We start from the raw sequence: 21,275 nt of genomic DNA on the forward strand, positions 1-21,275 counted from the left end.
GCGATGAAGAGATGCTGGGCAGTTTAGACGACCCCGGTTACTGCTGGCTTATGGCGGTGGAAAAGGGTGTCGTTGCAGGTTTTGCGAAACTGCATTTCGATCAGCCGCTGGATCAGGCAGAAGGCCGGGGAGCGAAACTCTGCAAACTCTATTTCACCCCGGACAGCCGTTCGCGTGGACTCGGTAGCCAGCTTTTTGCCGCGGCAGAAGCCGCTGCCAGAGCGCACCGGCAGCCGGTATTGTGGCTGGATGTATTGCAAAGCAATCTGCCCGCTATCGGGTTTTATCAGCGTCAGGGGATGCATCAGGTGACGGAGAATACCTATGTGACCGCCACGCAAACCACCCGGTTGTGGATCATGAAAAAGGAAATCAATGATTAAGTTACGTCTCGGCGGTCTGTTCATCACTCTGGAAGCAGGGGAAGATATTCCCTATGCGCCGGAGTTTTGTGAGCATTACACCTACCTTATTCGTCCGGTGGAAGGCGTGTATGAAATTTTACGCTACGACGCTTATTCTGGCTGGCACAAACGTCCCGATCAGAATTTTGAAGACGGACATCAGGCTTTTGTATTTGCCTATCAGGCGTATGAAAAAGAATGGAATCAGACTGACGGACGTTTAGGGGGCAAAGATAAGCACCTCGTTCGTATTATGTAATCTCTGACAGGGCAGAAAGAGTCTAAAAAACCACCGGCAAGGTGGTTTTTTTAATTCCGTAACCCTGGCATTGAAAGTGAATAATGATTATTTCACCGGATCACTGTATTCATTTTGGTAAATTATTTTAGTTTGAATCGCAATAATAACGTTAAGGTCAGCCCCGGATCTATACAAAAACTTACACTTCTAATAAGTTGCCTGACAATACTTGTGGCAGGTAATAATAATCTGATTAAGATAATTAGCATTTATTTCGCCAGGTGTTTGCAAAATGTAATAATAAAAAAGAGGGGCTTATTTTGTTGTATCTCACTGATAGTAAAGTGTTTTAATGGGTGGTTTGGAAAAGTCTTATATAAATTATCCACTCATATAACAGCCGATGTTAATAACATTGAGGTCGGTCGTTATATTTTTAAATCATTCCTAAACGGAATTTATTTCAAATATTTTCTGGTTGCAACGGAACTTATCCTCGTTTAATTTGACGTCCATCTGCTCAGGACCTGAAGAAGATATAAATCTTCACAGTAGCGAGTAATTAATACTGCCCGATGGCAAAAATTATAGTTTATAAATTAATCAAGGATATTGATGATGAAATTACGCGTACTTTCTCTGGTCGTTCCCGCTCTGATGATGGCCGGCACTGCAGGCGCTGCAGAGATTTATAATAAAGACGGCAACAAACTTGACCTTTACGGCAAAATTGATGGCCTGCACTATTTCTCCAGCGATAATGGCTCAGACGGTGACCAGTCTTATATGCGTTTTGGTCTGCGTGGTGAGACACAAATTAACAACGAACTGACCGGTTACGGCCAGTGGGAATATCAGGCTGCACTGAACAAAGCAGAAAGTGAAGATGCTAATAACTACACACGTGTCGGCTTCGCGGGTCTGAAATTCGCCGAGTTTGGTTCACTGGATTATGGCCGCAACTACGGCGTGATGTATGACGTTGCAGCATGGACTGACGTTCTGCCAGAATTCGGCGGCGATACCTACGGCGCAGACAACTTCATGTTCCAGCGTGCGAACGGTGTGCTGACTTACCGTAACCAGAACTTCTTCGGCCTGGTCGATGGCCTGGATGTTGCAGTGCAATATCAGGGTAAAAACGGCAGCGCGACTGAAACCAACAATGGCCGTGACGTACTGGCACAAAACGGCGACGGCTACGGCATGTCCGTGACCTATGATCTGGGCGAAGGCTTCAGTGCTGCTGCAGCAATGATGGCGTCAGACCGTACCAACGAACAAAATGGCCGTAACAACCCGGCGATCCTCGGTGACGGCGATAAAGCAACGGCTTACAGCGGCGGCCTGAAATACGATGCCAACAACGTTTATCTGGCAGCGATGTACACCCAGAGCTACAACGCCAACCGTTTTGGTAAAGCAGGCAGCACCGCTTACGGTTATGCAGACAAAGCGCAGAACTTCGAAGCCGTTGCACAGTACCAGTTTGATTTCGGTCTGCGTCCGTCCCTGGCATACGTGCAGTCTCACGCCAAAGACATCCAGGGTTATGGCAACCAGAACCTGACCAAATATGTTGATGTCGGCGCGTCTTACTTCTTCAACAAAAATATGCTCACTTACGTTGATTACAAAATCAACCTGATGGATGACACCCGCTTTACCCGCAACGCTGGCATCAACACCGATGACATTGTGGCGGTAGGTTTGGTTTATCAGTTCTGATAAACCCTTTTGCCCAGATTTAATTCGGGCCTGTTAGTCTGCTGTGTCTGATTCCCTTCCCGGTCGGGAAGGGTTTTTTGTTTTATGGCATTCAGCGTTTCTTTTAAGCGTTTAATTCCCGCGCTACCTGAGGCATCATGGCTTATCCTTTGATAAACCTGTCATTAGCCGAGGCCGTCATGACCGATCACGCGACACCCAATCTTCCTTCCCGTAACTTCGAACACACCCAACAATTTTACGGCAGTGTGGGTTTTACTACGACCTACGTCGATGACAGCTGGCTTATCATGGTTCGCGGCGGCATCACGCTGGAATTTTTCCTGCATACCGATCTTGATCCGCAAACCAGCTGGTTCAGTTGCTGCCTGCGTGTGGATAATGTCGATGAAATGTTTGCTGCTTTTAAGGCTGCCGGTATTGGCGAAGATCCTCATTCACGCCCGTGCGTTCATCTGCCAGAAACCCAGTCATGGGGCATGAAAATGGGCGTAATGATTGATATCGACGGTTCACTTATCAGGGTGATCGAGAATTGAGAGGAGGCAACTCCTGCAGGAGACAAGCATGGTATTTGACTGGCACAGTGAGCCATTAACGCGTCAGACTCGCGTGAATGAGAGCTATAAAAACACCCAAAATGTCAGACGCTTTCTAAAAAAGGAATGCGGTGAGGATTTTACCTTTGATCGGGATTTTATGGCGTGGATCCGTAATGACACACCCAAAAGCCTGGGTGACGTGGCGGATGAATGGACGCGGCGACATAGTGAGCCAAAGAACGGCTGACGGAAAGAGATGAAATGCGGCATTTTTCTGCCGCCATTTAACCGGCTGCCAGGTATTCAGAAATTGATTTCGGGTGATTCAGAACAGAAAAATAAAAACCCTTCGCTCATAACAGCTCTCCCTTCTTACGACTCTCTGTTCAGTGAGTGCTCTGCTGATTGGCGCGCGGCAGTTTATTTTTCCCTCGAAAGTTTTAAAACTCATTAAATTGGATTTACAATAACCACAGTTTTTTAAATGAAAAAGGATGTTCTATAATGGCTATTCCAGCTTATTTGTTTTTGAAAGATGATGGCGGAGCACGTATTAAAGGGTCTGTAGATGTCGTTGGGCGAGAAGGTAGCGTAGAGGTGATTGCATTCAGTCATCGGCTATATACCCCGACTGATAATAATACGGGAAAAATAACAGGCAATCGAATTCATGGTGCATTTATTCTTGAAAAGGGTTTTGATAGTTCCTCAACATATTTGTATAAGGCTGTTGCTACCGGTCAGACGCTTAAATCTGCGGAACTCAAATGGTACAACATCAATGATGCAGGACAGGAGGTCGAATACTTCAACATGCTGTTAGAAAATGTCCGCGTGGTATCAGTTGCACCCGTGATGCACGATTGTAAAGACCCTGCTACTCTCCATCAAAATCACTTAGAGCAGATAGAATTCCGTTACGAAAAAATCACATGGAAACACTGCGACGGAAATCTCATTTTTTCTGACTCATGGAATGAGCGTAAAACAGCGTAGGGAAACTCTTTATGGCTATTATTCCTATAATGCCAAATGCTGGGTTTAGTCTTCTGAATAAAAATATTATGGAAGCAAAAGCGCGTGGCATGAGCAAGGGAATGGCAACCCCGGCAACTTATTACTGGTTTTATCAAAAGGTAAGAAACCGAGGTCCATGGGACTATAAGCAACAGAACAGAAAACTGTCTGATTTTGGTAATTTTAATTATGGCGCTACAGGATATGTTGCAGGTATCCCGCCAGATATTTTACTAATGGGCGGTGGATTTGCACAAAGTATGGCGGGTACCTCCAGAAAAGAATGGAGCAGTTGGCATGGCGTAGCGCCATATGGAGATGATCCGGTTGATCAAAGATGGATTAAACAAGGTATTGATTATGCCAAACAGCATGGTTATTAAATGGGTTCATCGTGTAGTAACCGTTGTTTTATTACTGCTAGTGGCAAGCTATGTGGCTTATCAGCATTACACTGGTCCGCCCTATGACGATGCACTATTTAAATCGCAGAAATTAAACGAAAATACGTGGCTCTACGTAACGAAATATCAGGGTGGAGGTGCTACCGTTTCCGAAGTATATCGCTACTACTTGTCGGGAAAGATAGCTGAGAATCCCTTAAAAGCCTTGGGTGAAATGTCTCCGTTTCTTACATCAGATAGCAGCGAAGCAAAAGTGACTAAAATTGGCCGTCTGGTAACCGTAAGAATCACTGGAAGAATTTACGATTTTACAAATTCAGTCTTATATACCTCTGATGGGATCGAATATATCCCCTCTATCGAATTGTTTGCGTATAGCCATACTTAGAGCTTAACAACGTACGGTTTCCGCGACTGGAAGCCGTTTTTTTTGCCTACACTAACCCGCGTTAGTCGCACGCAGCGCTGTGTAGATTTATCGATGGCAGAGCAGAAGCTGCCAAAGACGGATTTTATTCGTTCGTTGAAAATTTGCAGTGCGGTGATCTATTTCATGACGAGAGTGTAAGCCTCAACATGAAAAAGGATTTTGTACAGCAGGGTATTCCAGTGTCTCCAATCTGGCCGATAGGGAGGAGAGAGGGTGTGGCTTATCTCAATGGTAAAAGAGGGATATGACTGAGCGACGGGCCGTTATAGAAACGCCTGAAAGGCGAAGTTTACCTGTCCCCAGGGCAACGAAGCAGGGCTTTATCTGATGGGTAGTGATTGATTTTAAAGCAGAAAAGAAAAAACCCATCAATCTTGAACCTAACGAGGCGGGATTGACGGGCTCTCCAAATTTGGGGACTTCAAAGAAAAGCAGTGGCACTAATTAAGACTGCTTCCCACTATAAAAGTTCGTTTCATGTGGCAAAAATTTAAAAAAATTATTGATTTTCTTTTTCCACATTACACATCAGTAAATTACGTCACGCTCCCGGCCAGATGATAACAATCAGCGTCCCGGCCAGCGTCAGTAATACGTTAGCGATAGCATAGGTTCCGGCGTAACCCAGTGCAGGAATGTTGCTGCGGGCGGTGTCGCTGATGATTTCCATCGCAGGCGCGCAGGTTCGCGCCCCCATGATTGCGCCGAACAGCAATGCGCGGTTCATGCGCAGAACATACGCACCAAAGATAAAGCAGATAATCACCGGTACCAGGCTGACGATCAGCCCCGAAATCAGCATCTGCCCGCCGATAGCCCCCAGACCGTTGTTGATGCCCGCGCCTGCGCTCAGGCCGACGCCTGCCATAAACACCATCAGGCCAAACTCTTTCACCATGTTCAGCGCCCCCTGCGGGATGTAGCCGAAAGTCGGGTGGTTGGCGCGCAGGAAGCCGAGCAGGATCCCGGCGAACAGCAGACCTGCCGCGTTACCGATACCAAAGGTGAAGTTCTTAAACTGGAAAGTGATCAGGCCAATCATCAGGCCGACAATAAAGAATGCACAGAAGGCCAGCAAATCCGTGACCTGACTGTGTACCGAGATAAACCCGATGCGGTCTGCCACGCTCTTCACACGGCGCGCATCGCCGCTAACCTGCAACACGTCGCCCTTGTTAAGCACAATGCTGTCGTCGATCGGCATTTCTATCTGGCTACGGATGACGCGGTTCAGGAAACATCCCTGATCGGTCAGATTGAGCTGACTGAGGCGTTTACCGACCGCGTGGTTATTTTTCACCACCACTTCTTCGGTCACGATGCGCATATCCAGCAGATCGCGGTCGAAGACTTCTTTGCCGTTTCTGAAACTCGGATCGAGCCGGGAATGCGCGTCAGGGTAGCCGACCAGTGAGATTTCATCGCCGACCTGCAATACCGCGTCGCCGTCAGGTGTCGCCAAAATCCCGTTACGACGGATACGCTCGATATAGCAACCAGTCTGGCGGTAGATCCCCAGTTCACGCAGATTTTTGCCATCCGCCCAGGCCACCAGCTCCTGCCCGACGCGATAGGCACGGATTACCGGTAAATACACTTTGCGTTTGCTGTCAGTATCCAGACCGCGTTCGCGGGCGATTTGCTGCGCGCTGGTCGGTAAATCCTGATGTTGCAGTTTTGGCAGATAGCGTGCGCCGAAAATCAGGCTGACCAGCCCGATGAGATAAGTCAGTGCATAGCCAAGGCTCAGATTGTCGAGTTCCGGGCCGAGCATTTTGTTACCGCCCATGGTATTGCGCAGCGTGTCTCCCGCACCCACCAGCACCGGCGTGGAGGTCATGGAGCCGGCGAGCATACCGGCGGTAAGGCCGATGTCCCAGCCAAACAGCCGTCCAAGGCCGAGCGCAAGTAGCATCGCGGTGCCGACCATTACCAGCGCCAGCATGAAATAATTTTTGCCGTCGCGAAAGAAAATCGAAAAAAAGTTGGGTCCGGCTTCGACGCCCACGCAGAAAATAAACAACATAAAACCAAGATTGAGCGCTTCGGTGTTAATGCTGAAATGCTGCTGGCCTAAAAGCAGGGAAACCACTAATACGCCAATAGAATTTCCCAGCTGAACGGAGCCCAGACGCACTTTTCCGAGGCACAGACCGAGTGCCAAAACTACAAATAATAACAGGATGTAATTCCCGTTTAACAAACTAGCGACGTTTATATTCACAAGGATAACTTATTGTTTACCAACAAATTCTTGATATGGGAGAATGTAAAGGATAAATTCAGAAAGAGAACATTCCTGCGTGTTTACTCCGCGTGTGCGCAGTGCAGACGACGGGGAAAAGCAGGGTTCGGGCGTCATTTTAATCATAGAACGTCTCTTCAGCCAGAGAAAAGCCCGGATAAAATGATGTAAACGCCTAATTTGTGTTACGCGGGATTGCGTGGCGCGTCAGGGAAGTGAGCCAGAAGGCTCTGTCAGGTAAAAAACCGCATCAAATGCAATTCATCAAAGCCTGTGAAAACTCGCCAACTTTATGGAGGAAGTAAAATGGCACTTTGGCGCAAGGTCAGAGCCCCGGTTCTGTGTTGTCTCTGTTTTATCGTGATTTTTATTTCTTTAAAAAACAGCTGGATCGTGGTCAGAAACACCGGGCCTGGTCCTGAATACGGCCTGCTTTTATTTTTGCTGCCCGGCATGTTAACGGCAATGATCGCCAGGGAGTCGCCGATATTTTCGTCTTTTGTCGGCGGACTGACTTCTATACCTTTATGTTTTCTGCTTCGCTGGGCGTTCTTCCCCCGCATACGCCCGCCGGTGCAGGAACTGGCTTATGCCACCAGCGCCATTTTCTGGTGCGTGCTGGGTGCGATGCTGATCCATTTGCTGATGACGGCTTACCGCCAGTTCAGACATTCCTGAGCTGACGGTAAGTAAAAGCCAAAAGCCAAAAGAAAAGGCGCTCAGTGAGCGCCTTTATGCTGTGTGTCATCTTATTTTTTTTGACTGATCGTCTGTTAACGCCGGATCAGTTGCTGAACAATGCCAGATGCTCTTTCGCATAAGCTTCGAAATCAGTGAAGCCGCCAATGTGTTGCTGGTCGAGGAAGATCTGTGGAACCGTTTCAACCGGTTTGCCGACAGTTTTTTCCAGATCGGCTTTGGTGATGCCTTCTGCATGGATATCGATGTAGCGGAAGTTGAAATCATCACGTTCTTCAGTCAGTTTTTCAGCCAACTCTTTTGCACGGACACAATAAGGACAGCCAGGACGCCCGAAAATTACTGCAAACATGGAGACTCCTTTGTTTGATTTTAAAAATGAATGAAAAGGAAACGATTCGTTTTGTTAACTACATCACCTTTTTGATGTCGCTACTATGCCTGTTGCAAACCATAAAAAAAAGCAGGAATTACCTGTCAGTCCGATACCTTTGACCTATCCAAATGAACAGAAAGCCATTTTTACGACAGCACATTGTTAAAGCAATTGATGCCGCCAGACTTGCAAAGGGCGTGAGCAGCATCAATCATTGAGCGCTGATGTATATTATTTTTCAGTCCAAGGATTTTTCATGACACCGACTATCGATCTCCTGCGTTCCCACCGTTCCATCCGTGCTTTTACCGATCAGCCTGTGTCAGATGAACAGCGTGAAGCCATCATTGCGGCGGCACAGGGCGCATCGACATCCAGCTTTTTGCAGTGCTCTTCAATTATTCGTATCACCGATCCGGTACTTCGTGAAAAGCTGGTGGGCTATACCGGCGGTCAGAAATACGTTGCCAGCGCTGCTGAATTTTGGGTGTTCTGCGCTGATTTCAACCGTAACCAGCAAATCAATCCGCAGGCTGAGCTCGGCCTTGCCGAGCAACTGCTGCTGGGGTGTGTGGATACCGCGCTGATGGCGCAAAATGCGATGACGGCGGCTGAGTCACTCGGGCTGGGCGGCGTGTTTATCGGCGGCATTCGTAATCAGGTTGAAGACGTTGTGGCGCTGCTGGAACTGCCTAAATTTGTCATGCCGCTGTTTGGTTTTTGCATCGGTACACCGGCGCAGGATCATCAGGTGAAGCCGCGTATGCCGCAGTCAATGCTGGTGCATGAAAACAGCTATCAGCCGCTGGACAAAGAGGTGCTGGCGGAATATGACGAAGCGCTGAGTCAGTATTATTTGCAGCGTGACAGCAATGCACGCCGTGATACCTGGAGTGATTTGATCGTTCGTACCCTGAAAAAGGAACAGCGTCCGTTTATGCTGGACGCATTGCATAAGCAAGGTTGGGCAACGCGCTAAACGGCGACGGAGTGTCGGATGAAGATTGCTATTCTTTCCCGTGACGGGTCTTTGTATTCGTGCAAACGCCTGCGGGAAGCGGCGCAGAGCAGGGGGCATGAGATCGATATCATCGATCCTTTGTCTTGTTATATGAACATTAATCCCGCCGCGCCCAGCGTGCATTATCGCGGACGGCAGCTCGATATTTACCAGGCCGTGATCCCGCGCATCGGCTCGGCGATCACCTTCTACGGCACCGCCGTGCTGCGTCAGTTTGAAATGCTCGGCAGTTTTCCGCTCAATGAATCGGTGGCGATCACCCGGGCGCGCGACAAATTGCGCTCAATGCAGATCCTCGCGCGCGAAGGCATTGATCTGCCGATCACCGGCTTTGCCAATGCGCCGGACGACACCTCAGATCTCATCGCGCTGGTCGGCGGTGCGCCGCTGGTGGTGAAACTGGTGGAAGGCACGCAGGGGATCGGCGTGGTGCTGGCGGAAACCCGTCAGGCAGCAGAAAGCGTGATTGACGCGTTTCGCGGGCTGAATGCGCATATTCTGGTGCAGGAATATATCCGCGAAGCAGAAGGGCGGGACATTCGTTGTCTGGTCATAGGAAAGCGCGTGGTTGCGGCCATTGAGCGTCAGGCCAAACCGGGTGATTTCCGTTCCAATCTTCATCGCGGCGGCACGGCGAAAAAAGTCAAAATTACCCCGCAGGAGAAAGACATTGCGGTGAAAGCCGCGCAGACGCTGGGGCTGGATATCGCCGGGGTGGATATTCTGCGGGCACATCGCGGGCCGCTGGTGATGGAAGTCAACGCATCACCGGGGCTGGAAGGTATCGAGACGACCACCGGTCTGGACATCGCCGGGATGATGATCGATTACATCGAACAGCGTGCGAAACCGGGTTTTCGCTTAAAATCCGGCGGCTAATTCTCAATTGATCGGCCTAATGTTGATCAAGGCGGTTTTGATCGTAGCGCTGGCCGGCATAATTCCGTAAGCTATCGCCCCTTCGTAAGGCCCTGCGCATTACGGAAGGGGTTATTTTCGTTGTTGAACTCGTGAGGCATTCTATGGATTCGCTCATCGTCCCTGATTTAGCGCTGTTGCGGCGCTGGCTTGATCAGCTGGGCATTTCTTTTTTCGAGTGTGATTCCTGTCAGGCTCTCCATCTGCCGCATATGCAGAATTTCGATGGCATTTTTGATGCCAAGCTCGACATTGTGGACAACGTGATTTTGTTCTCGGCGCTGGCCGAAGTGAAGCCGACGGCGCTGATCCCGCTGGTGGCTGATTTAAGCTCGATCAATGCCAGCTCGCTGACCATCAAAGCCTTCGTGGATATTCAGGACGATAATTTACCGAAGCTGATTGTTTGTCAGTCGCTGACAATAGCAGTAGGCGTGACCCATGAGCAGTTCTCCTTCTTCCTGCAACAGGCAGAAGAGCAGATGTCGATGATCATTCTCGAAGCTCATGCCAATGACTTGCTGTTTATCGGTGATGAAGAAGAAGACGGCGCACCTGCCACGTCGGTCACTCTGCCGTTACTGCACTGATCCCTTTTTTAATTTTTTCTCTCCTTTAAAGATCCTTTCCTGCGAGCCGTAACAACCACGGCTCCGCTGCCTTTATTCGCTTTCGCGATAAGTTATGCTGCTGTTTACCCGATGTTGCCCTATATTTCACTTTGTTAATGGCTAAAATGCCAGACGCTGTACATCAAATTTGCATAATTAATCGATAAACGCCGGTTTTGTCTCAGGAGGCTGGTACACGCGGGTTGCAGGCGCTATGCTTCTGACTCTGCATCAAGCGTGATTACGTCGTAAAACCAAACGGTTAATTCGCAGGCAGCGTATTCGCCAACATTGAATGCCTATGCATATTTTCGTGCCCGGCAGTTGGCTTGGTAGTGAAGGGTTTTGTATCCATTTCAGTGATGCAAATTCAATGACATATTCCCCTGGCTTGGAGGTAGTAACGGATGTTCACCCTGCGTAAAAAGTGGTTATCGGGTGTTGTCGCCGGTCTGGTAATGGCCGCGTCCGTCACAGCGTCTGCGGAAGAGAAAACGCTGCATATCTATAACTGGTCCGATTATATCGCGCCAAACACCGTGCCTGATTTCCAGAAGGAAACCGGCATTAAAGTGGTTTACGACGTCTTTGATTCCAACGAAGTGCTGGAAGGCAAACTGATGGCAGGCAGCACCGGTTTTGATTTAGTGGTGCCTTCAGCCAGTTTCCTTGAGCGCCAGCTGACGGCGGGCGTGTTCCAGCCGCTGGATAAAAGCAAACTGCCTAACTATAAAAACCTCGATCCTGACTTGTTGAAAATGGTCGCGCAACACGATCCGGGTAACAAGTACGCGATTCCTTACCTGTGGGCGACCACCGGTATCGGTTATAACGTCGAAAAAGTGAAAGCGGTGCTGGGTAAAGATGCGCCGGTGGACAGCTGGGATCTGGTGCTCAAACCAGAAAACTTAGAGAAGCTGAAAAGCTGCGGTGTCTCCTTCTTAGACGCCCCGGCAGAAATTTATGCCACAGTGCTCAATTACCTGCATCTGGATCCGAACAGCACCAAAGCCTCTGATTACACCGGTGCGGCGAACGATCTGTTGCTGAAATTGCGTCCTAACATCCGTTATTTCCACTCTTCTCAATACATTAACGATCTGGCGAACGGCGACATTTGTGTGGCGATTGGCTGGGCTGGCGATGTGATGCAGGCGTCTAACCGCGCGAAAGAGGCTAAAAATGGCGTGAACGTGGCGTACAGCATTCCGAAAGAGGGGGCGCTGGCCTTCTTCGACGTGTTTGCAATTCCTGCTGATGCGAAAAATCTTGACGAAGCCTATCAGTTCCTCAACTACCTGATGGAGCCGAAAGTCATCGCGCAAATCAGTAACACCGTGTATTACGCGAGTGGCAACAAAGCGGCGACACCGCTGGTTAACGAAGATGTGCGTAATAACCCAGGCATTTATCCGCCAGCGGATGTGCAGGCCAAACTCTTCAGCCTGAAAGTTCAGGATCCGAAGATTGACCGCGTGATCACAAGATCATGGACAAAGGTTAAGACGGGCAAATAATACCGTTTAAAAGTCAGGAAGACTTCTCAGCGGCTCCGCCTGTTCATGGCGGGGCCGCTGACGTTTTGCTTCCGGCCCTATTTTGGGCGTAGCGGTCAGGCACTTTTTCCCCTGACTGTTATGCTTATTTGAATCTGCTTTATCCTGATACCGGAGATTTCTCTGAGTGAACGACGCTATTCCCCGCCCGCAGCCTAAGTCCCAGAAAGGTTTCACGCCTTTACTGGAGATCCGCAATTTAACCAAGTCTTTTGACGGCCAGGCCGCTGTGGATGATGTCAGTCTGACCATCTACAAAGGCGAGATTTTTGCTCTGCTGGGCGCATCCGGCTGTGGCAAATCGACGCTGCTGCGCATGCTGGCCGGCTTCGAGCAGCCGACGCAGGGGCAGATTGTCCTGGATGGCGTGGATCTCTCGCAGGTGCCGCCTTATCAGCGACCGATCAACATGATGTTCCAGTCGTACGCATTGTTCCCGCACATGACCGTGGAACAAAACATTGCGTTCGGGCTCAAGCAGGACAAATTACCCTCGGCGGAAATCAAAAGCCGTGTGGCAGAAATGCTGACGCTGGTACACATGCAGGAATTTGCCAAACGTAAGCCGCATCAGCTTTCCGGCGGTCAGCGTCAGCGTGTGGCACTGGCCCGCAGCCTGGCGAAGCGTCCGAAATTATTGCTGCTCGATGAACCGATGGGCGCGCTGGATAAAAAATTGCGCGACCGGATGCAGCTGGAAGTGGTGGATATTCTTGAGCGCGTGGGCGCGACCTGCGTCATGGTCACGCACGATCAGGAAGAAGCCATGACCATGGCCGGGCGAATCGCCATCATGAACCGCGGTAAGTTCGTGCAAATCGGCGAGCCGGAAGAGATTTATGAGCATCCGACCAGCCGTTTCAGCGCGGAGTTTATCGGCTCGGTCAACGTGTTCGAAGGCGTACTCAAAGAGCGTCTGGACGATGCGTTGATCCTGACCTCTCCGGGGCTGGTGCATCCGCTGAAAGTGGACGTGGATGTGTCGGTGACCGACGGCGTACCCGTGTATGTGGCGCTGCGTCCTGAAAAAATCATGCTCTGTGAAGAGGTGCCGGAAGATGGCAGCAACTTTGCGGTCGGCGAAGTGGTGAACATCGCGTATCTGGGGGATCTGTCGATTTATCACGTCAGATTACACAGCGGACAGATGATTACCGCGCAGTTGCAAAACGGCCACCGTTTCCGCAAAGGCATGCCAACCTGGGGCGATGAAGTGCGCCTGTGCTGGGAAGCCGACAGCTGCGTCGTGCTGACCGTTTAAGAGGGGCTGAATATGTCTGTAATCTCTGAACAACCGGTCAGTAAACCTCCGGGTGGCTTTAACGCGCTGATGGGCCGTCTGCAACAGCGTCATGGCCGCAAACTGGTGATCCTGCTGCCGCTGGTGTGGTTCCTGCTGCTGTTTTTACTGCCGTTTCTGATAGTCTTTAAAATCAGTTTTGCCGAAATGGCGCGCGCCATTCCGCCGTATACCGATCTGGTGACTTTTTCGGACGGTATGCTGGATATCGCGCTCAACATCGGCAATTACATTTCGCTTACCGACGATCCGCTGTATATCGAAGCTTATCTGCAATCCATTCAGGTCGCGGCGGTGTCCACGGCGTTATGTCTGGTGATTGGCTACCCGCTGGCGTGGGCGGTGGCGCACAGTAAAGTCTCGACGCGCAACATTCTGCTGTTGCTGGTGATCCTGCCCTCATGGACGTCGTTCCTGATCCGCGTGTATGCCTGGATGGGCATTCTGAAAGACAACGGCGTGCTGAACAACGTGCTGATGTGGCTGCACGTTATCGATCAGCCGCTGGTGATCCTGCACACCAATCTGGCGGTGTACATCGGCATTGTGTATTCCTATCTGCCGTTTATGGTGTTGCCGATTTACACGGCGCTGACCCGCATGGATTATTCGCTGGTGGAAGCGTCGCTGGATCTTGGGGCGCGTCCGCTGAAAACCTTCTTTAAAGTGATCATGCCGCTGACCAAAGGCGGGATTATTGCCGGTTCGATGTTGGTGTTTATCCCGGCGGTTGGTGAGTACGTGATCCCTGAACTGCTTGGCGGGCCGGACAGCATCATGATCGGCCGCATTTTGTGGCAGGAATTCTTTAATAACCGCGACTGGCCGGTGGCCTCTGCGGTGGCGGTGATCATGCTGTTACTGCTGATCATGCCGATCCTGTGGTTCCACAAATATCAAAACAAAGAGCTGGGAGACAAAGAATGAATAAGTTACCGGTTGTCCGTTCGCCGTGGCGAATTCTTATTCTGATCATCGGCTTTACGTTTTTGTACGCACCGATGCTGATGCTGGTTATTTACTCGTTCAACAGCTCCAAGCTCGTGACGGTCTGGGCGGGCTGGTCTACCCGCTGGTATACTCAGCTTTTCCATGACACCGCGATGATCAACGCCGTGGGCATGAGCCTGACGATTGCCACGGCAGCGGCCACGATGGCGGTGATTGTCGGCACACTGGCGGCGGTGGTGATGGTGCGTTTCAGGCGTTTTCGCGGTTCGACCGGCTTTGCTTTTATGCTGACCGCACCGCTGGTTATGCCGGATGTGATCACCGGGCTGGCGCTGCTGCTGCTGTTTGTGGCGATGGGGCACGCCTTTGGCTGGCCCGCCGAGCGCGGCATGTTCACCATCTGGCTGGCGCACGTGACGTTTTGTAGCGCTTACGTCGCCGTGGTGGTGTCTGCGCGCTTGCGCGAGCTGGACCGCTCAATCGAAGAAGCCGCGATGGATTTAGGGGCAACGCCGCTGAAGGTGTTTTTCATCATCACCTTGCCGATGATCCTTCCGGCGCTGATTTCCGGCTGGCTGCTGGCGTTTACGCTGTCGCTCGACGATCTGGTGATCGCCAGTTTCGTCGCCGGGCCGGGCGCGACCACCTTGCCGATGCTGGTCTTTGCCAGCGTGCGCATGGGCGTCAACCCTGAAATCAACGCACTGGCGACGCTGATCCTGCTGGTGGTTGGCATCATCGGCATGATTGCCTGGTGGTTTATGTCGCGGGCTGAAAAGCAGAGAGTGAAGGAGATCCAGCGCGCTGCGCGAGGTTAACGCCTTGACGCAACACCCATGATTCAGGGGATTAGCAGTTGAATACCATAAGAAAAGGAAACAACAAGGAAGTATGAGACTCTCTTTTATCCCCGTTCCGGTAATGATAGGCGCGTCGGCCATTGTGGCGACGCGCTGCCTGGAATTCATTCTGTTACTCGATGCCATGGGCTTTTCAGGGCTGATGAGTTTTATCGAAGTCAGCGCCGAATCCTGGCTCAATTGCTTCATCATGCTCGCCAGCCTGGTGATTATTCTGGTGGAATGCCGTGCCGCTTACGCCATGATGCGTGCACGCCGCTGGGGGCGCTGGGCGTTTATCGGCTGTCAGGCCATCGTGGTCAGCTATATGTTGCTGGCGTCATTTGACTGGTTCGGGCCACGTATCTTTCGTTTTAACGTTGAAACGCAGGGCGAATTCTTGTTAGCGCTGCTGGAGCAAAAAATCCCCGATATGGCGATCCTGTTGTTGCTCTTTCTGCCTGCCAGCAGCCGGCGCTACTTTTCCAGACGTAAGGCTGAAAATAAATAAGTCCGGCTGCCAGTGAGCCTTTCGGGCCGCGTGGTGGTACACTGCGCGCCAGTTTTTTTCAGCATCTGATGACCGGACTTCTTTCATGCATTGCGCACTCTACACCGCAGGAACCTGCCGTTCCTGCCAGTGGCTCGACAAACCCTATTCCCGCCAGCTGGCTGACAAACAGCAAGATCTGCACAATCTGCTGAGCGGGCTGCCGGTGGGCGAATGGTGTGAACCGGTGACCGGAGAAGAGCGCGCTTTTCGAAATAAAGCCAAAATGGTGGTCAGCGGCAGCGTTGAACGTCCGTTGCTTGGCATGCTGCACCGCGACGGCACGCCGGTCGATTTATGCGATTGCCCCCTCTATCCGGCCAGTTTTCCGGCGGTGTTTTCCGTTCTCAAAACCTTTATCGCCCGCGCCGGGCTGACGCCGTATAACGTCGCCCGTAAGCGCGGCGAACTGAAATTCCTGTTACTGACAGAAAGCCAGAAAGACGGCGGCATGATGCTGCGTTTTGTTCTGCGCTCGGACACCAAACTGGCGCAACTGCGGGCCGCACTGCCGTGGCTGCAACAGCAACTGCCGCAGCTGAAAGTGATATCTGCCAATCTTCAGCCGGTGCACATGGCTATTCTCGAAGGCGACACGGAAATAGCGCTGACCGACGTTCAGCGGCTGGAAGAGGATTTCAACCAGGTGCCGCTGTTTATCCGCCCGCAAAGTTTCTTCCAGACCAATCCGCAGGTGGCCGAAAAACTCTATGCCACGGCGCGCGACTGGGTGCGCGAGCGCGGTAACATCGCCAGCATGTGGGATTTATTCTGCGGTGTGGGCGGTTTCGGGCTGCACTGCGCGACGCCGCAGATGAAACTGACCGGTATTGAAATCAGCGCTGAAGCCATTTCCTGCGCGAAAGAATCGGCGGCGCGGCTGGGGCTGCAAAATGTTGAGTTTCAGGCGCTCGATTCCACCGGTTTCGCCACCGGAAAGGGCGAGGTGCCTGATCTGGTGCTGGTGAACCCGCCGCGTCGCGGTATCGGTAAAACCTTGTGTGATTACCTGAGCCGCATGGCGCCCGCCACCGTGCTTTACTCCAGCTGCAACGCGCAGACGATGGCGAAAGATCTGGCGCTGCTGCCGGAATACCGCATCGCACGCGTCCAGCTTTTCGACATGTTCCCGCACACCGCGCACTATGAAGTGATGGCGTTATTAATTCGTCATGACGCTTCACGGTAATTAACCTGACCGCGTCAGGTGTTATTCCCGCCCCGGGTAAAAGAACGTATAAATATATCGGTTACTTGCGTGTTACCGGCAGAGAGGTTATTGATTTAACACGGGGGGAATAATCATGACTGAGTTCACAAATCCTTTTTTTAATCCGTAAAAGCGGATTGTCTTCATGTTTTTAGTTTCGTAAACCCGCTATGTTTGCCTCCGGATTGTTACTGCATCAGCAGGCAAAACCTGAACTGAAATCTCGCGCGCCTCGGGGGATTTCTGTTCAGGTTTTTTTTTGCCTGTCATAAATGCACCCAGAAAAATCACTCTACCTCGGGTTATGACACAATGGAAAAACAGGCTATGGAAAAGCACGCACGGGCACTGGCATTGGGGCTTCTCTGTGTTCCCGCACTGGCATGTGCCGGGATCGACGATATTGCAGAAACGGATTTTATCAAAAAAAGTTCGCTGGAATTCGGTACGCACAATATCTGGAAATACCTGAATGAAGGCGAAACGGATAAACGCTACGTTCACTCGGCATGGGGGCAGGGGCTGTCACTGGATTACACGTCGGGATATCTCTCCGACGTTATCGGTGTCGATGCCTCTTATTATGGCGTAATCAAACTCGCCGCCGCCGATAATTTCGCGTCGAGAGGTATTTTGTATAACGACGAAGGTAAGGCGAAAGGTTTCAATAAACTCGGTCAGATTTATGGCAAGGCAAAATTATCCGAAGGCGGAGTGGATGCCAATCTCTACGGCGGCTGGAAACTGCTTAAACTTGGCGTATTAACCACATCGATGCGTGCTGCGCCTAATACGTATCAGGGCTGGAGCGGGGATATTACCTACGACGCCTACCGGTTACGTCTGGGTTACGTCACCCGGTCATCAAACCGTGATTCACCGGATAAAGTGGATTTTCAGACCAGCGATTCAAAGTCGATAAACGCCATTTATACCGGTGATATTCAGGTCAAAACCGACAATCTGACCGCGCTGTATTTCTATGGCGAGAGTGAAGATTATCTGCGCAGAAATGGCCTTGAGCTGAAAATAACACAAAATAAAGCGCTGTCTTATGGCGTGCAGATATACATGACCGAAGGGCTGGATAAATGGAACAGCATGGCGAACAGCAAAAAAGATTTCGACACCCGTGCGAATCACTACGCCACCGACGTGACCTGGAAACACAACGGCTGGGTCACCAAAGGCGGGCTGGCCTATACCGACGCCAATAAAGACGGCGGTATCGGCATGTATCCGAGGCACATGAGCAAAAATTCACGCGGCACTTTTAATTCGATGACCACTGCGGGGCTCGATTACATGCGTGACGAAGAAAAAGTGCTGTCGCTGGACGTCGGTTACAACCTCACTCCGGAGGTGTTAGTCGGCATTAATACCCACTACGGTTTCTTCGATTATCAGGGGCAGTCGGTGCAGGAGGGGGAATTCAACCTGTATTCCGTCTGGAAACCGGCATCGAAAAAGCTGAAAGATTTGTCTCTCTTCGTTCTGATTGGCCCTGGCCGGACGTATGAACATAAAGGCACCGCGCCGATTGTCGATCACCACGGCAATATTAAAGATACCGACAGTTTTGCAGCGGAATTCCGTCTGGACTACAAATTCAAAATCTTTTAATTAACCTCAACGATAAGGATGCTGTTATGAAAAATAGCTTAACGAAAACGCTGTTCTCTTTATTGGCTTTCAGCCTGCCGCTGTTCCTGAGCAGCGTAACGGTGTCGGCGGCTGCGCCTGAGGTTCAGGCCGCCGGTGAAAAGGGGGAAGTGACTTTTTACGTTACCCGTCATGGTAAAACCTTGTTCAACGCCGCGCACCGGGCGCAGGGCTGGTCCGACACGCCGCTGACCTCCGCCGGGGTGGAAGTGGCTGAGCAACTTGGCCGCGGCCTGAAAGACATTCACTTTGCCGCAGCCTTTTCCAGTGATGCTGGCCGTGCGCGCCAGACGGCAAAAATTGCCTTAGCTTCTGCCGGGCAACCCCTGCCGGTCAGCGAAGATCAGCGCCTGCGCGAAACCTTCTTCGGCCCGTTTGAAGGGGAACATGAATTACTGATGTGGGAGCCGGTGGCGAAAAAACTCGGCTATAAAGACTTCGCTGCCCTGACGCAGGCGCTGAATAACGGTCAGGTGACGCTGAAAACCATGATGAATACGCTGGCTGAGGTTGACCCGTCGCACACCACCGAAAACGCGGCGCAGGTCCATCAGCGTATGCAGGCCGCACTGACAGATATCGCCCGCAAAGTCAGCACGCAGGGCGGCGGCAATGTGCTGATCGTCTCTCACGGCATGGCTATTCTGGCGATGCTCGAAGGGATGACGCCTGAAGAAAACCTGCGTGCGCCATTACAGAACGCCAGCGTCACGGTGATTACGTATAAAGACGGTCAGTTTACGGTAGGTAAGATCGGGGACATGCATTACGTGGAGAAAGGGAAAGGGAATTAGGTTGAAACCGTTTGCCTGATGTAACGTCAGATGAAATAACGCGCAACAGGGAGGACTCTGTTGCGCTTATTTCGATTATGGGATCAGCGTGTTCAACACATAGAAAAGTTTTTCAGCGCCTTTATTGGACTGAGTCAGGGTAAACTTATGCTGTGCTGAATCATGCGTCAAAATTTTAATGGTCTTATTCAGGCTACCGCTTATCGACAGCGCTTTTATATCGCTTAATTCAAGACGGAAACATTTGTATGCTTTTCCTAAGTCACAAATCATTTCACTCCGGGTAATAACAACACCGCGAGCGCCACTGCCAAACACCGTATCATCAAAGTAAAATAATACGTCTTCTGCTCTGAGGAGCGGCATTTTAATGCTGGCATTCAGGGACGTTAAAAATTTACCGAGCTTAAGCGTGTCCATTTCGTCATCACGGTAAAAGTGCAGGGCTTTATTCGTTGAGGTGAAGTCATTTTCCATTTCAGTCGTCATAGAAAATTGATCCCTGTATTTTCTTTTAATATTAATTAAATAAGTAAGTCATGGGCACGAAATGACCCGGCACATGAATATACGCTGCAAATCTTTATAAATACACCCTCAGCACCCGCGGACATCGGGAGAGACATATTAACGTCCGGTCGCCAGCTGGTTCATGACTAACACCAGTTTATCGAACACTTCACTGAACAAATGCTCACTGAATGGCGCAAGCAGCGGCATCATCATACCGATGGAGAGAATACCGATGCTGAGTGTCAGCGGGAAACCGATAACGAAAACAGAAAGCTGCGGCGCCACGCGGTTGAGTATGCCGAGCGCCATGTTGAGGGTCAGCAGCAGGGTGACAATTGGCAAGGCGAGCATCAGGCCGCCGCTGAACACGATGCTGCCCGCCTGAGCAACGGCCATAAATCCCTGAGCATTCACCGGATTGGGGCTTATCGGCAAGGTGTGGAAACTGTCGGCGAGCAGGGAAATCAGCCACAGATGACCGTTGAAACTCAGAAACAGCAATACCGCCAGCAGGTTGAGAAATTGTGCCAGCAGCGGAGAGTTCAGGCGGTTGCTTGGGTCGTAGAACGTGGCGAAGGAGATGCCCATTTGCAGGCCCATGATTTCACCGGCCATGCGGATCGCGGCGAACGCCAGTTGCATGGTCAGGCCGAGCGCGGTACCAATCATGATTTGCTGCATGGTCAGCCACAGCGCAGGCGTGGAGAAAATCGGGGTATCGACAACCGGCAGTGCCGGGGCGATCAGAAAGGTGATCATCGCCGCGAGGCCAATTTTAACCTTTTTTGGCACCTGTTTTTCGCTGGTGATCGGCGCGGTGCTGATCAGCGCCAGAATGCGCAGCATCGGCCAGAAATACATGCTCAGCCATCCGGCTAACTGGGTGCTGTCAAAAGAAACCATAGGTTAACCGATGATGTACGGCAGGCTGGAAAACAGCGTGCGCATGTAATCAAGCAGCAGATTGAGCATCCACGGACCCGCGATGACGATGGTCGCCACCACCGCCAGGATCTTTGGAATGAAGGACAGCGTTTGTTCGTTGATTTGCGTCGCCGCCTGCAACAGGCTGACGATAAGACCGGTGACCAGCGCAGCCAGCAGCAGCGGGGCAGCGACCGCAAGTGCGACTTTCATCGCTTCATTGCCAATCGCCATTACCGATTCAGGAGTCATAGATCTCTCTTTAAATGTGAACCTGCGTGGGCGGGCTTACGTGTCATTTTGTCCGCCGGCAGTGCCCGCACTGGCGACGACGCTGACG

Annotated in this window: 24 protein-coding genes and 1 pseudogene; 20 read left to right on the forward strand and 5 right to left on the reverse strand. The window is 51.1% G+C overall.

Features of this window, described 5'->3' with window-relative positions:
* The 8 genes from ED901_RS04435 to ED901_RS04475 form a co-directional block, all read left to right on the forward strand.
* The coding region (locus tag ED901_RS04435) for a GNAT family N-acetyltransferase (RefSeq protein ID WP_162997810.1) at positions 1 to 383 on the forward strand (383 nt) is incomplete at its 5' end.
* Positions 376 to 663 carry a hypothetical protein gene (locus ED901_RS04440; protein WP_056769791.1) on the forward strand — a complete coding sequence of 96 codons (288 nt, stop codon included), beginning with the start codon at positions 376 to 378 and terminating at the stop codon, positions 661 to 663. The genes ED901_RS04435 and ED901_RS04440, both read left to right, overlap by 8 nt.
* 600 nt (positions 664 to 1,263) lie before the next feature.
* The gene (gene ompC / locus ED901_RS04445; RefSeq protein WP_122095019.1) at positions 1,264 to 2,373 is read left to right on the forward strand and encodes a porin OmpC; all 1,110 of its coding nucleotides are present in this window, start codon (positions 1,264 to 1,266) and stop codon (positions 2,371 to 2,373) included.
* 137 nt (positions 2,374 to 2,510) lie between these two features.
* Positions 2,511 to 2,912 carry a bleomycin resistance protein gene (locus ED901_RS04450; RefSeq protein WP_240993867.1) on the forward strand — a complete coding sequence of 134 codons (402 nt, stop codon included), beginning with the start codon at positions 2,511 to 2,513 and terminating at the stop codon, positions 2,910 to 2,912.
* A gap of 28 nt (positions 2,913 to 2,940) precedes the next feature.
* Positions 2,941 to 3,162, forward strand: coding sequence for a DUF6434 domain-containing protein (locus ED901_RS04455; RefSeq protein ID WP_122095023.1), 222 nt, complete (start codon positions 2,941 to 2,943; stop codon positions 3,160 to 3,162).
* A gap of 257 nt (positions 3,163 to 3,419) precedes the next feature.
* Positions 3,420 to 3,911 (forward strand): Hcp family type VI secretion system effector, encoded by a 492-nt coding sequence (locus ED901_RS04465; RefSeq protein WP_122095027.1) that lies wholly within the window; start codon positions 3,420 to 3,422, stop codon positions 3,909 to 3,911.
* Between the two features lie 11 nt (positions 3,912 to 3,922).
* Entirely contained in the window at positions 3,923 to 4,315 is a 393-nt protein-coding gene (locus tag ED901_RS04470) for a polymorphic toxin type 44 domain-containing protein (RefSeq protein ID WP_056769803.1), read from the forward strand.
* Positions 4,293 to 4,724: a hypothetical protein gene (locus ED901_RS04475; RefSeq protein ID WP_122095029.1), complete on the forward strand. Its 432-nt coding sequence runs from the start codon at positions 4,293 to 4,295 to the stop codon at positions 4,722 to 4,724. The genes ED901_RS04470 and ED901_RS04475 overlap by 23 nt, the downstream gene beginning before the upstream one ends.
* A 583-nt stretch (positions 4,725 to 5,307) precedes the next feature.
* On the opposite strand, the gene ED901_RS04480 is transcribed toward ED901_RS04475, so the two are convergent.
* Entirely contained in the window at positions 5,308 to 6,990 is a 1,683-nt protein-coding gene (locus ED901_RS04480) for an aspartate:alanine antiporter (protein ID WP_122095031.1), read from the reverse strand.
* A gap of 327 nt (positions 6,991 to 7,317) precedes the next feature.
* Here ED901_RS04480 and ybjM point away from each other — a divergent pair, with 327 nt between their 5' ends.
* Positions 7,318 to 7,689, forward strand: a complete 372-nt coding sequence (ybjM, locus tag ED901_RS04485) for an inner membrane protein YbjM (protein WP_056769819.1) — start codon at positions 7,318 to 7,320, stop codon at positions 7,687 to 7,689.
* 106 nt (positions 7,690 to 7,795) lie between these two features.
* Here the strand turns inward: ybjM and ED901_RS04490 are convergent, their stop codons facing one another.
* The gene (locus ED901_RS04490) at positions 7,796 to 8,062 is read right to left on the reverse strand and encodes a GrxA family glutaredoxin (protein ID WP_056769821.1); all 267 of its coding nucleotides are present in this window, start codon (positions 8,060 to 8,062) and stop codon (positions 7,796 to 7,798) included.
* 280 nt (positions 8,063 to 8,342) lie between these two features.
* On the opposite strand from ED901_RS04490, the gene nfsA reads away from it, so the two are divergent.
* From nfsA to ED901_RS04545, 11 genes and pseudogenes are all read left to right on the forward strand, one after another.
* The gene (nfsA, locus tag ED901_RS04495; RefSeq protein ID WP_122095033.1) at positions 8,343 to 9,065 is read left to right on the forward strand and encodes an oxygen-insensitive NADPH nitroreductase; all 723 of its coding nucleotides are present in this window, start codon (positions 8,343 to 8,345) and stop codon (positions 9,063 to 9,065) included.
* 18 nt (positions 9,066 to 9,083) lie between these two features.
* On the forward strand, positions 9,084 to 9,986 hold the full coding sequence (gene rimK / locus ED901_RS04500) for a 30S ribosomal protein S6--L-glutamate ligase (protein WP_056769827.1): 903 nt from the start codon (positions 9,084 to 9,086) through the stop codon (positions 9,984 to 9,986).
* A gap of 143 nt (positions 9,987 to 10,129) precedes the next feature.
* A complete protein-coding gene (locus ED901_RS04505; protein ID WP_122095035.1) occupies positions 10,130 to 10,615 on the forward strand; it encodes a YbjN domain-containing protein in 486 nt (161 codons plus the stop codon).
* A gap of 428 nt (positions 10,616 to 11,043) precedes the next feature.
* Positions 11,044 to 12,153 (forward strand): spermidine/putrescine ABC transporter substrate-binding protein PotF, encoded by a 1,110-nt coding sequence (gene potF, locus ED901_RS04510; protein WP_122095037.1) that lies wholly within the window; start codon positions 11,044 to 11,046, stop codon positions 12,151 to 12,153.
* A gap of 166 nt (positions 12,154 to 12,319) precedes the next feature.
* A complete protein-coding gene (gene potG / locus ED901_RS04515) occupies positions 12,320 to 13,453 on the forward strand; it encodes a putrescine ABC transporter ATP-binding subunit PotG (protein WP_056769838.1) in 1,134 nt (377 codons plus the stop codon).
* A gap of 12 nt (positions 13,454 to 13,465) precedes the next feature.
* Positions 13,466 to 14,419: a putrescine ABC transporter permease PotH gene (gene potH, locus ED901_RS04520; protein WP_056769840.1), complete on the forward strand. Its 954-nt coding sequence runs from the start codon at positions 13,466 to 13,468 to the stop codon at positions 14,417 to 14,419.
* Positions 14,416 to 15,261: a putrescine ABC transporter permease PotI gene (gene potI / locus ED901_RS04525; protein WP_056769843.1), complete on the forward strand. Its 846-nt coding sequence runs from the start codon at positions 14,416 to 14,418 to the stop codon at positions 15,259 to 15,261. Before potH ends, potI begins: the two co-directional genes overlap by 4 nt.
* Before the next feature lie 73 nt (positions 15,262 to 15,334).
* Positions 15,335 to 15,793: a YbjO family protein gene (locus tag ED901_RS04530; RefSeq protein ID WP_056769846.1), complete on the forward strand. Its 459-nt coding sequence runs from the start codon at positions 15,335 to 15,337 to the stop codon at positions 15,791 to 15,793.
* A gap of 70 nt (positions 15,794 to 15,863) precedes the next feature.
* Positions 15,864 to 17,021: pseudogene (rlmC, locus tag ED901_RS04535) on the forward strand (23S rRNA (uracil(747)-C(5))-methyltransferase RlmC); the annotation flags it as partial.
* A gap of 348 nt (positions 17,022 to 17,369) precedes the next feature.
* Complete coding sequence (locus ED901_RS04540; protein ID WP_162997811.1) at positions 17,370 to 18,665, forward strand: OprD family outer membrane porin; 1,296 nt, start codon at positions 17,370 to 17,372, stop codon at positions 18,663 to 18,665.
* A gap of 26 nt (positions 18,666 to 18,691) precedes the next feature.
* Complete coding sequence (locus ED901_RS04545; RefSeq protein ID WP_122095043.1) at positions 18,692 to 19,498, forward strand: histidine phosphatase family protein; 807 nt, start codon at positions 18,692 to 18,694, stop codon at positions 19,496 to 19,498.
* A gap of 75 nt (positions 19,499 to 19,573) precedes the next feature.
* On the opposite strand, the gene ED901_RS04550 is transcribed toward ED901_RS04545, so the two are convergent.
* The 3 genes from ED901_RS04550 to fliQ all read right to left on the reverse strand — a co-directional run bounded on the left by ED901_RS04550 (position 19,574) and on the right by fliQ (position 21,187).
* Complete coding sequence (locus ED901_RS04550) at positions 19,574 to 19,987, reverse strand: hypothetical protein (protein WP_122095045.1); 414 nt, start codon at positions 19,985 to 19,987, stop codon at positions 19,574 to 19,576.
* Positions 19,988 to 20,125: 138 nt separating this feature from the next.
* Positions 20,126 to 20,914 carry a flagellar biosynthetic protein FliR gene (gene fliR, locus ED901_RS04555; protein WP_056769860.1) on the reverse strand — a complete coding sequence of 263 codons (789 nt, stop codon included), beginning with the start codon at positions 20,912 to 20,914 and terminating at the stop codon, positions 20,126 to 20,128.
* A 3-nt stretch (positions 20,915 to 20,917) separates the two neighbouring features.
* Positions 20,918 to 21,187, reverse strand: coding sequence for a flagellar biosynthesis protein FliQ (fliQ, locus tag ED901_RS04560; protein ID WP_056769862.1), 270 nt, complete (start codon positions 21,185 to 21,187; stop codon positions 20,918 to 20,920).
* Between the last annotated feature and the right edge of the window lie 88 nt (positions 21,188 to 21,275).

The sequence above is a fragment of the Rahnella sp. Larv3_ips genome, from assembly GCF_003697865.1.
In the GTDB taxonomy this organism is placed as follows: Bacteria; Pseudomonadota; Gammaproteobacteria; order Enterobacterales; family Enterobacteriaceae; genus Rahnella; species Rahnella rivi.

What these genes read in the sequence shown, in the direction of transcription:
- ED901_RS04440 (WP_056769791.1), top strand. Translation starts at nt 376, where the DNA reads ATGATTAAGTTACGTCTCGGCGGTCTGTTCATCACTCTGGAAGCAGGG.
- ompC (WP_122095019.1), top strand. Translation starts at nt 1,264, where the DNA reads ATGAAATTACGCGTACTTTCTCTGGTCGTTCCCGCTCTGATGATGGCC.
- ED901_RS04450 (WP_240993867.1), top strand. Translation starts at nt 2,511, where the DNA reads ATGGCTTATCCTTTGATAAACCTGTCATTAGCCGAGGCCGTCATGACC.
- ED901_RS04455 (WP_122095023.1), top strand. Translation starts at nt 2,941, where the DNA reads ATGGTATTTGACTGGCACAGTGAGCCATTAACGCGTCAGACTCGCGTG.
- ED901_RS04465 (WP_122095027.1), top strand. Translation starts at nt 3,420, where the DNA reads ATGGCTATTCCAGCTTATTTGTTTTTGAAAGATGATGGCGGAGCACGT.
- ED901_RS04470 (WP_056769803.1), top strand. Translation starts at nt 3,923, where the DNA reads ATGGCTATTATTCCTATAATGCCAAATGCTGGGTTTAGTCTTCTGAAT.
- ED901_RS04475 (WP_122095029.1), top strand. Translation starts at nt 4,293, where the DNA reads ATGCCAAACAGCATGGTTATTAAATGGGTTCATCGTGTAGTAACCGTT.
- ybjM (WP_056769819.1), top strand. Translation starts at nt 7,318, where the DNA reads ATGGCACTTTGGCGCAAGGTCAGAGCCCCGGTTCTGTGTTGTCTCTGT.
- ED901_RS04490 (WP_056769821.1), bottom strand. Translation starts at nt 8,062, where the DNA reads ATGTTTGCAGTAATTTTCGGGCGTCCTGGCTGTCCTTATTGTGTCCGT.
- nfsA (WP_122095033.1), top strand. Translation starts at nt 8,343, where the DNA reads ATGACACCGACTATCGATCTCCTGCGTTCCCACCGTTCCATCCGTGCT.
- rimK (WP_056769827.1), top strand. Translation starts at nt 9,084, where the DNA reads ATGAAGATTGCTATTCTTTCCCGTGACGGGTCTTTGTATTCGTGCAAA.
- ED901_RS04505 (WP_122095035.1), top strand. Translation starts at nt 10,130, where the DNA reads ATGGATTCGCTCATCGTCCCTGATTTAGCGCTGTTGCGGCGCTGGCTT.
- potF (WP_122095037.1), top strand. Translation starts at nt 11,044, where the DNA reads ATGTTCACCCTGCGTAAAAAGTGGTTATCGGGTGTTGTCGCCGGTCTG.
- potH (WP_056769840.1), top strand. Translation starts at nt 13,466, where the DNA reads ATGTCTGTAATCTCTGAACAACCGGTCAGTAAACCTCCGGGTGGCTTT.
- potI (WP_056769843.1), top strand. Translation starts at nt 14,416, where the DNA reads ATGAATAAGTTACCGGTTGTCCGTTCGCCGTGGCGAATTCTTATTCTG.
- ED901_RS04530 (WP_056769846.1), top strand. Translation starts at nt 15,335, where the DNA reads ATGAGACTCTCTTTTATCCCCGTTCCGGTAATGATAGGCGCGTCGGCC.
- ED901_RS04540 (WP_162997811.1), top strand. Translation starts at nt 17,370, where the DNA reads ATGGAAAAGCACGCACGGGCACTGGCATTGGGGCTTCTCTGTGTTCCC.
- ED901_RS04545 (WP_122095043.1), top strand. Translation starts at nt 18,692, where the DNA reads ATGAAAAATAGCTTAACGAAAACGCTGTTCTCTTTATTGGCTTTCAGC.
- ED901_RS04550 (WP_122095045.1), bottom strand. Translation starts at nt 19,987, where the DNA reads ATGACGACTGAAATGGAAAATGACTTCACCTCAACGAATAAAGCCCTG.
- fliR (WP_056769860.1), bottom strand. Translation starts at nt 20,914, where the DNA reads ATGGTTTCTTTTGACAGCACCCAGTTAGCCGGATGGCTGAGCATGTAT.
- fliQ (WP_056769862.1), bottom strand. Translation starts at nt 21,187, where the DNA reads ATGACTCCTGAATCGGTAATGGCGATTGGCAATGAAGCGATGAAAGTC.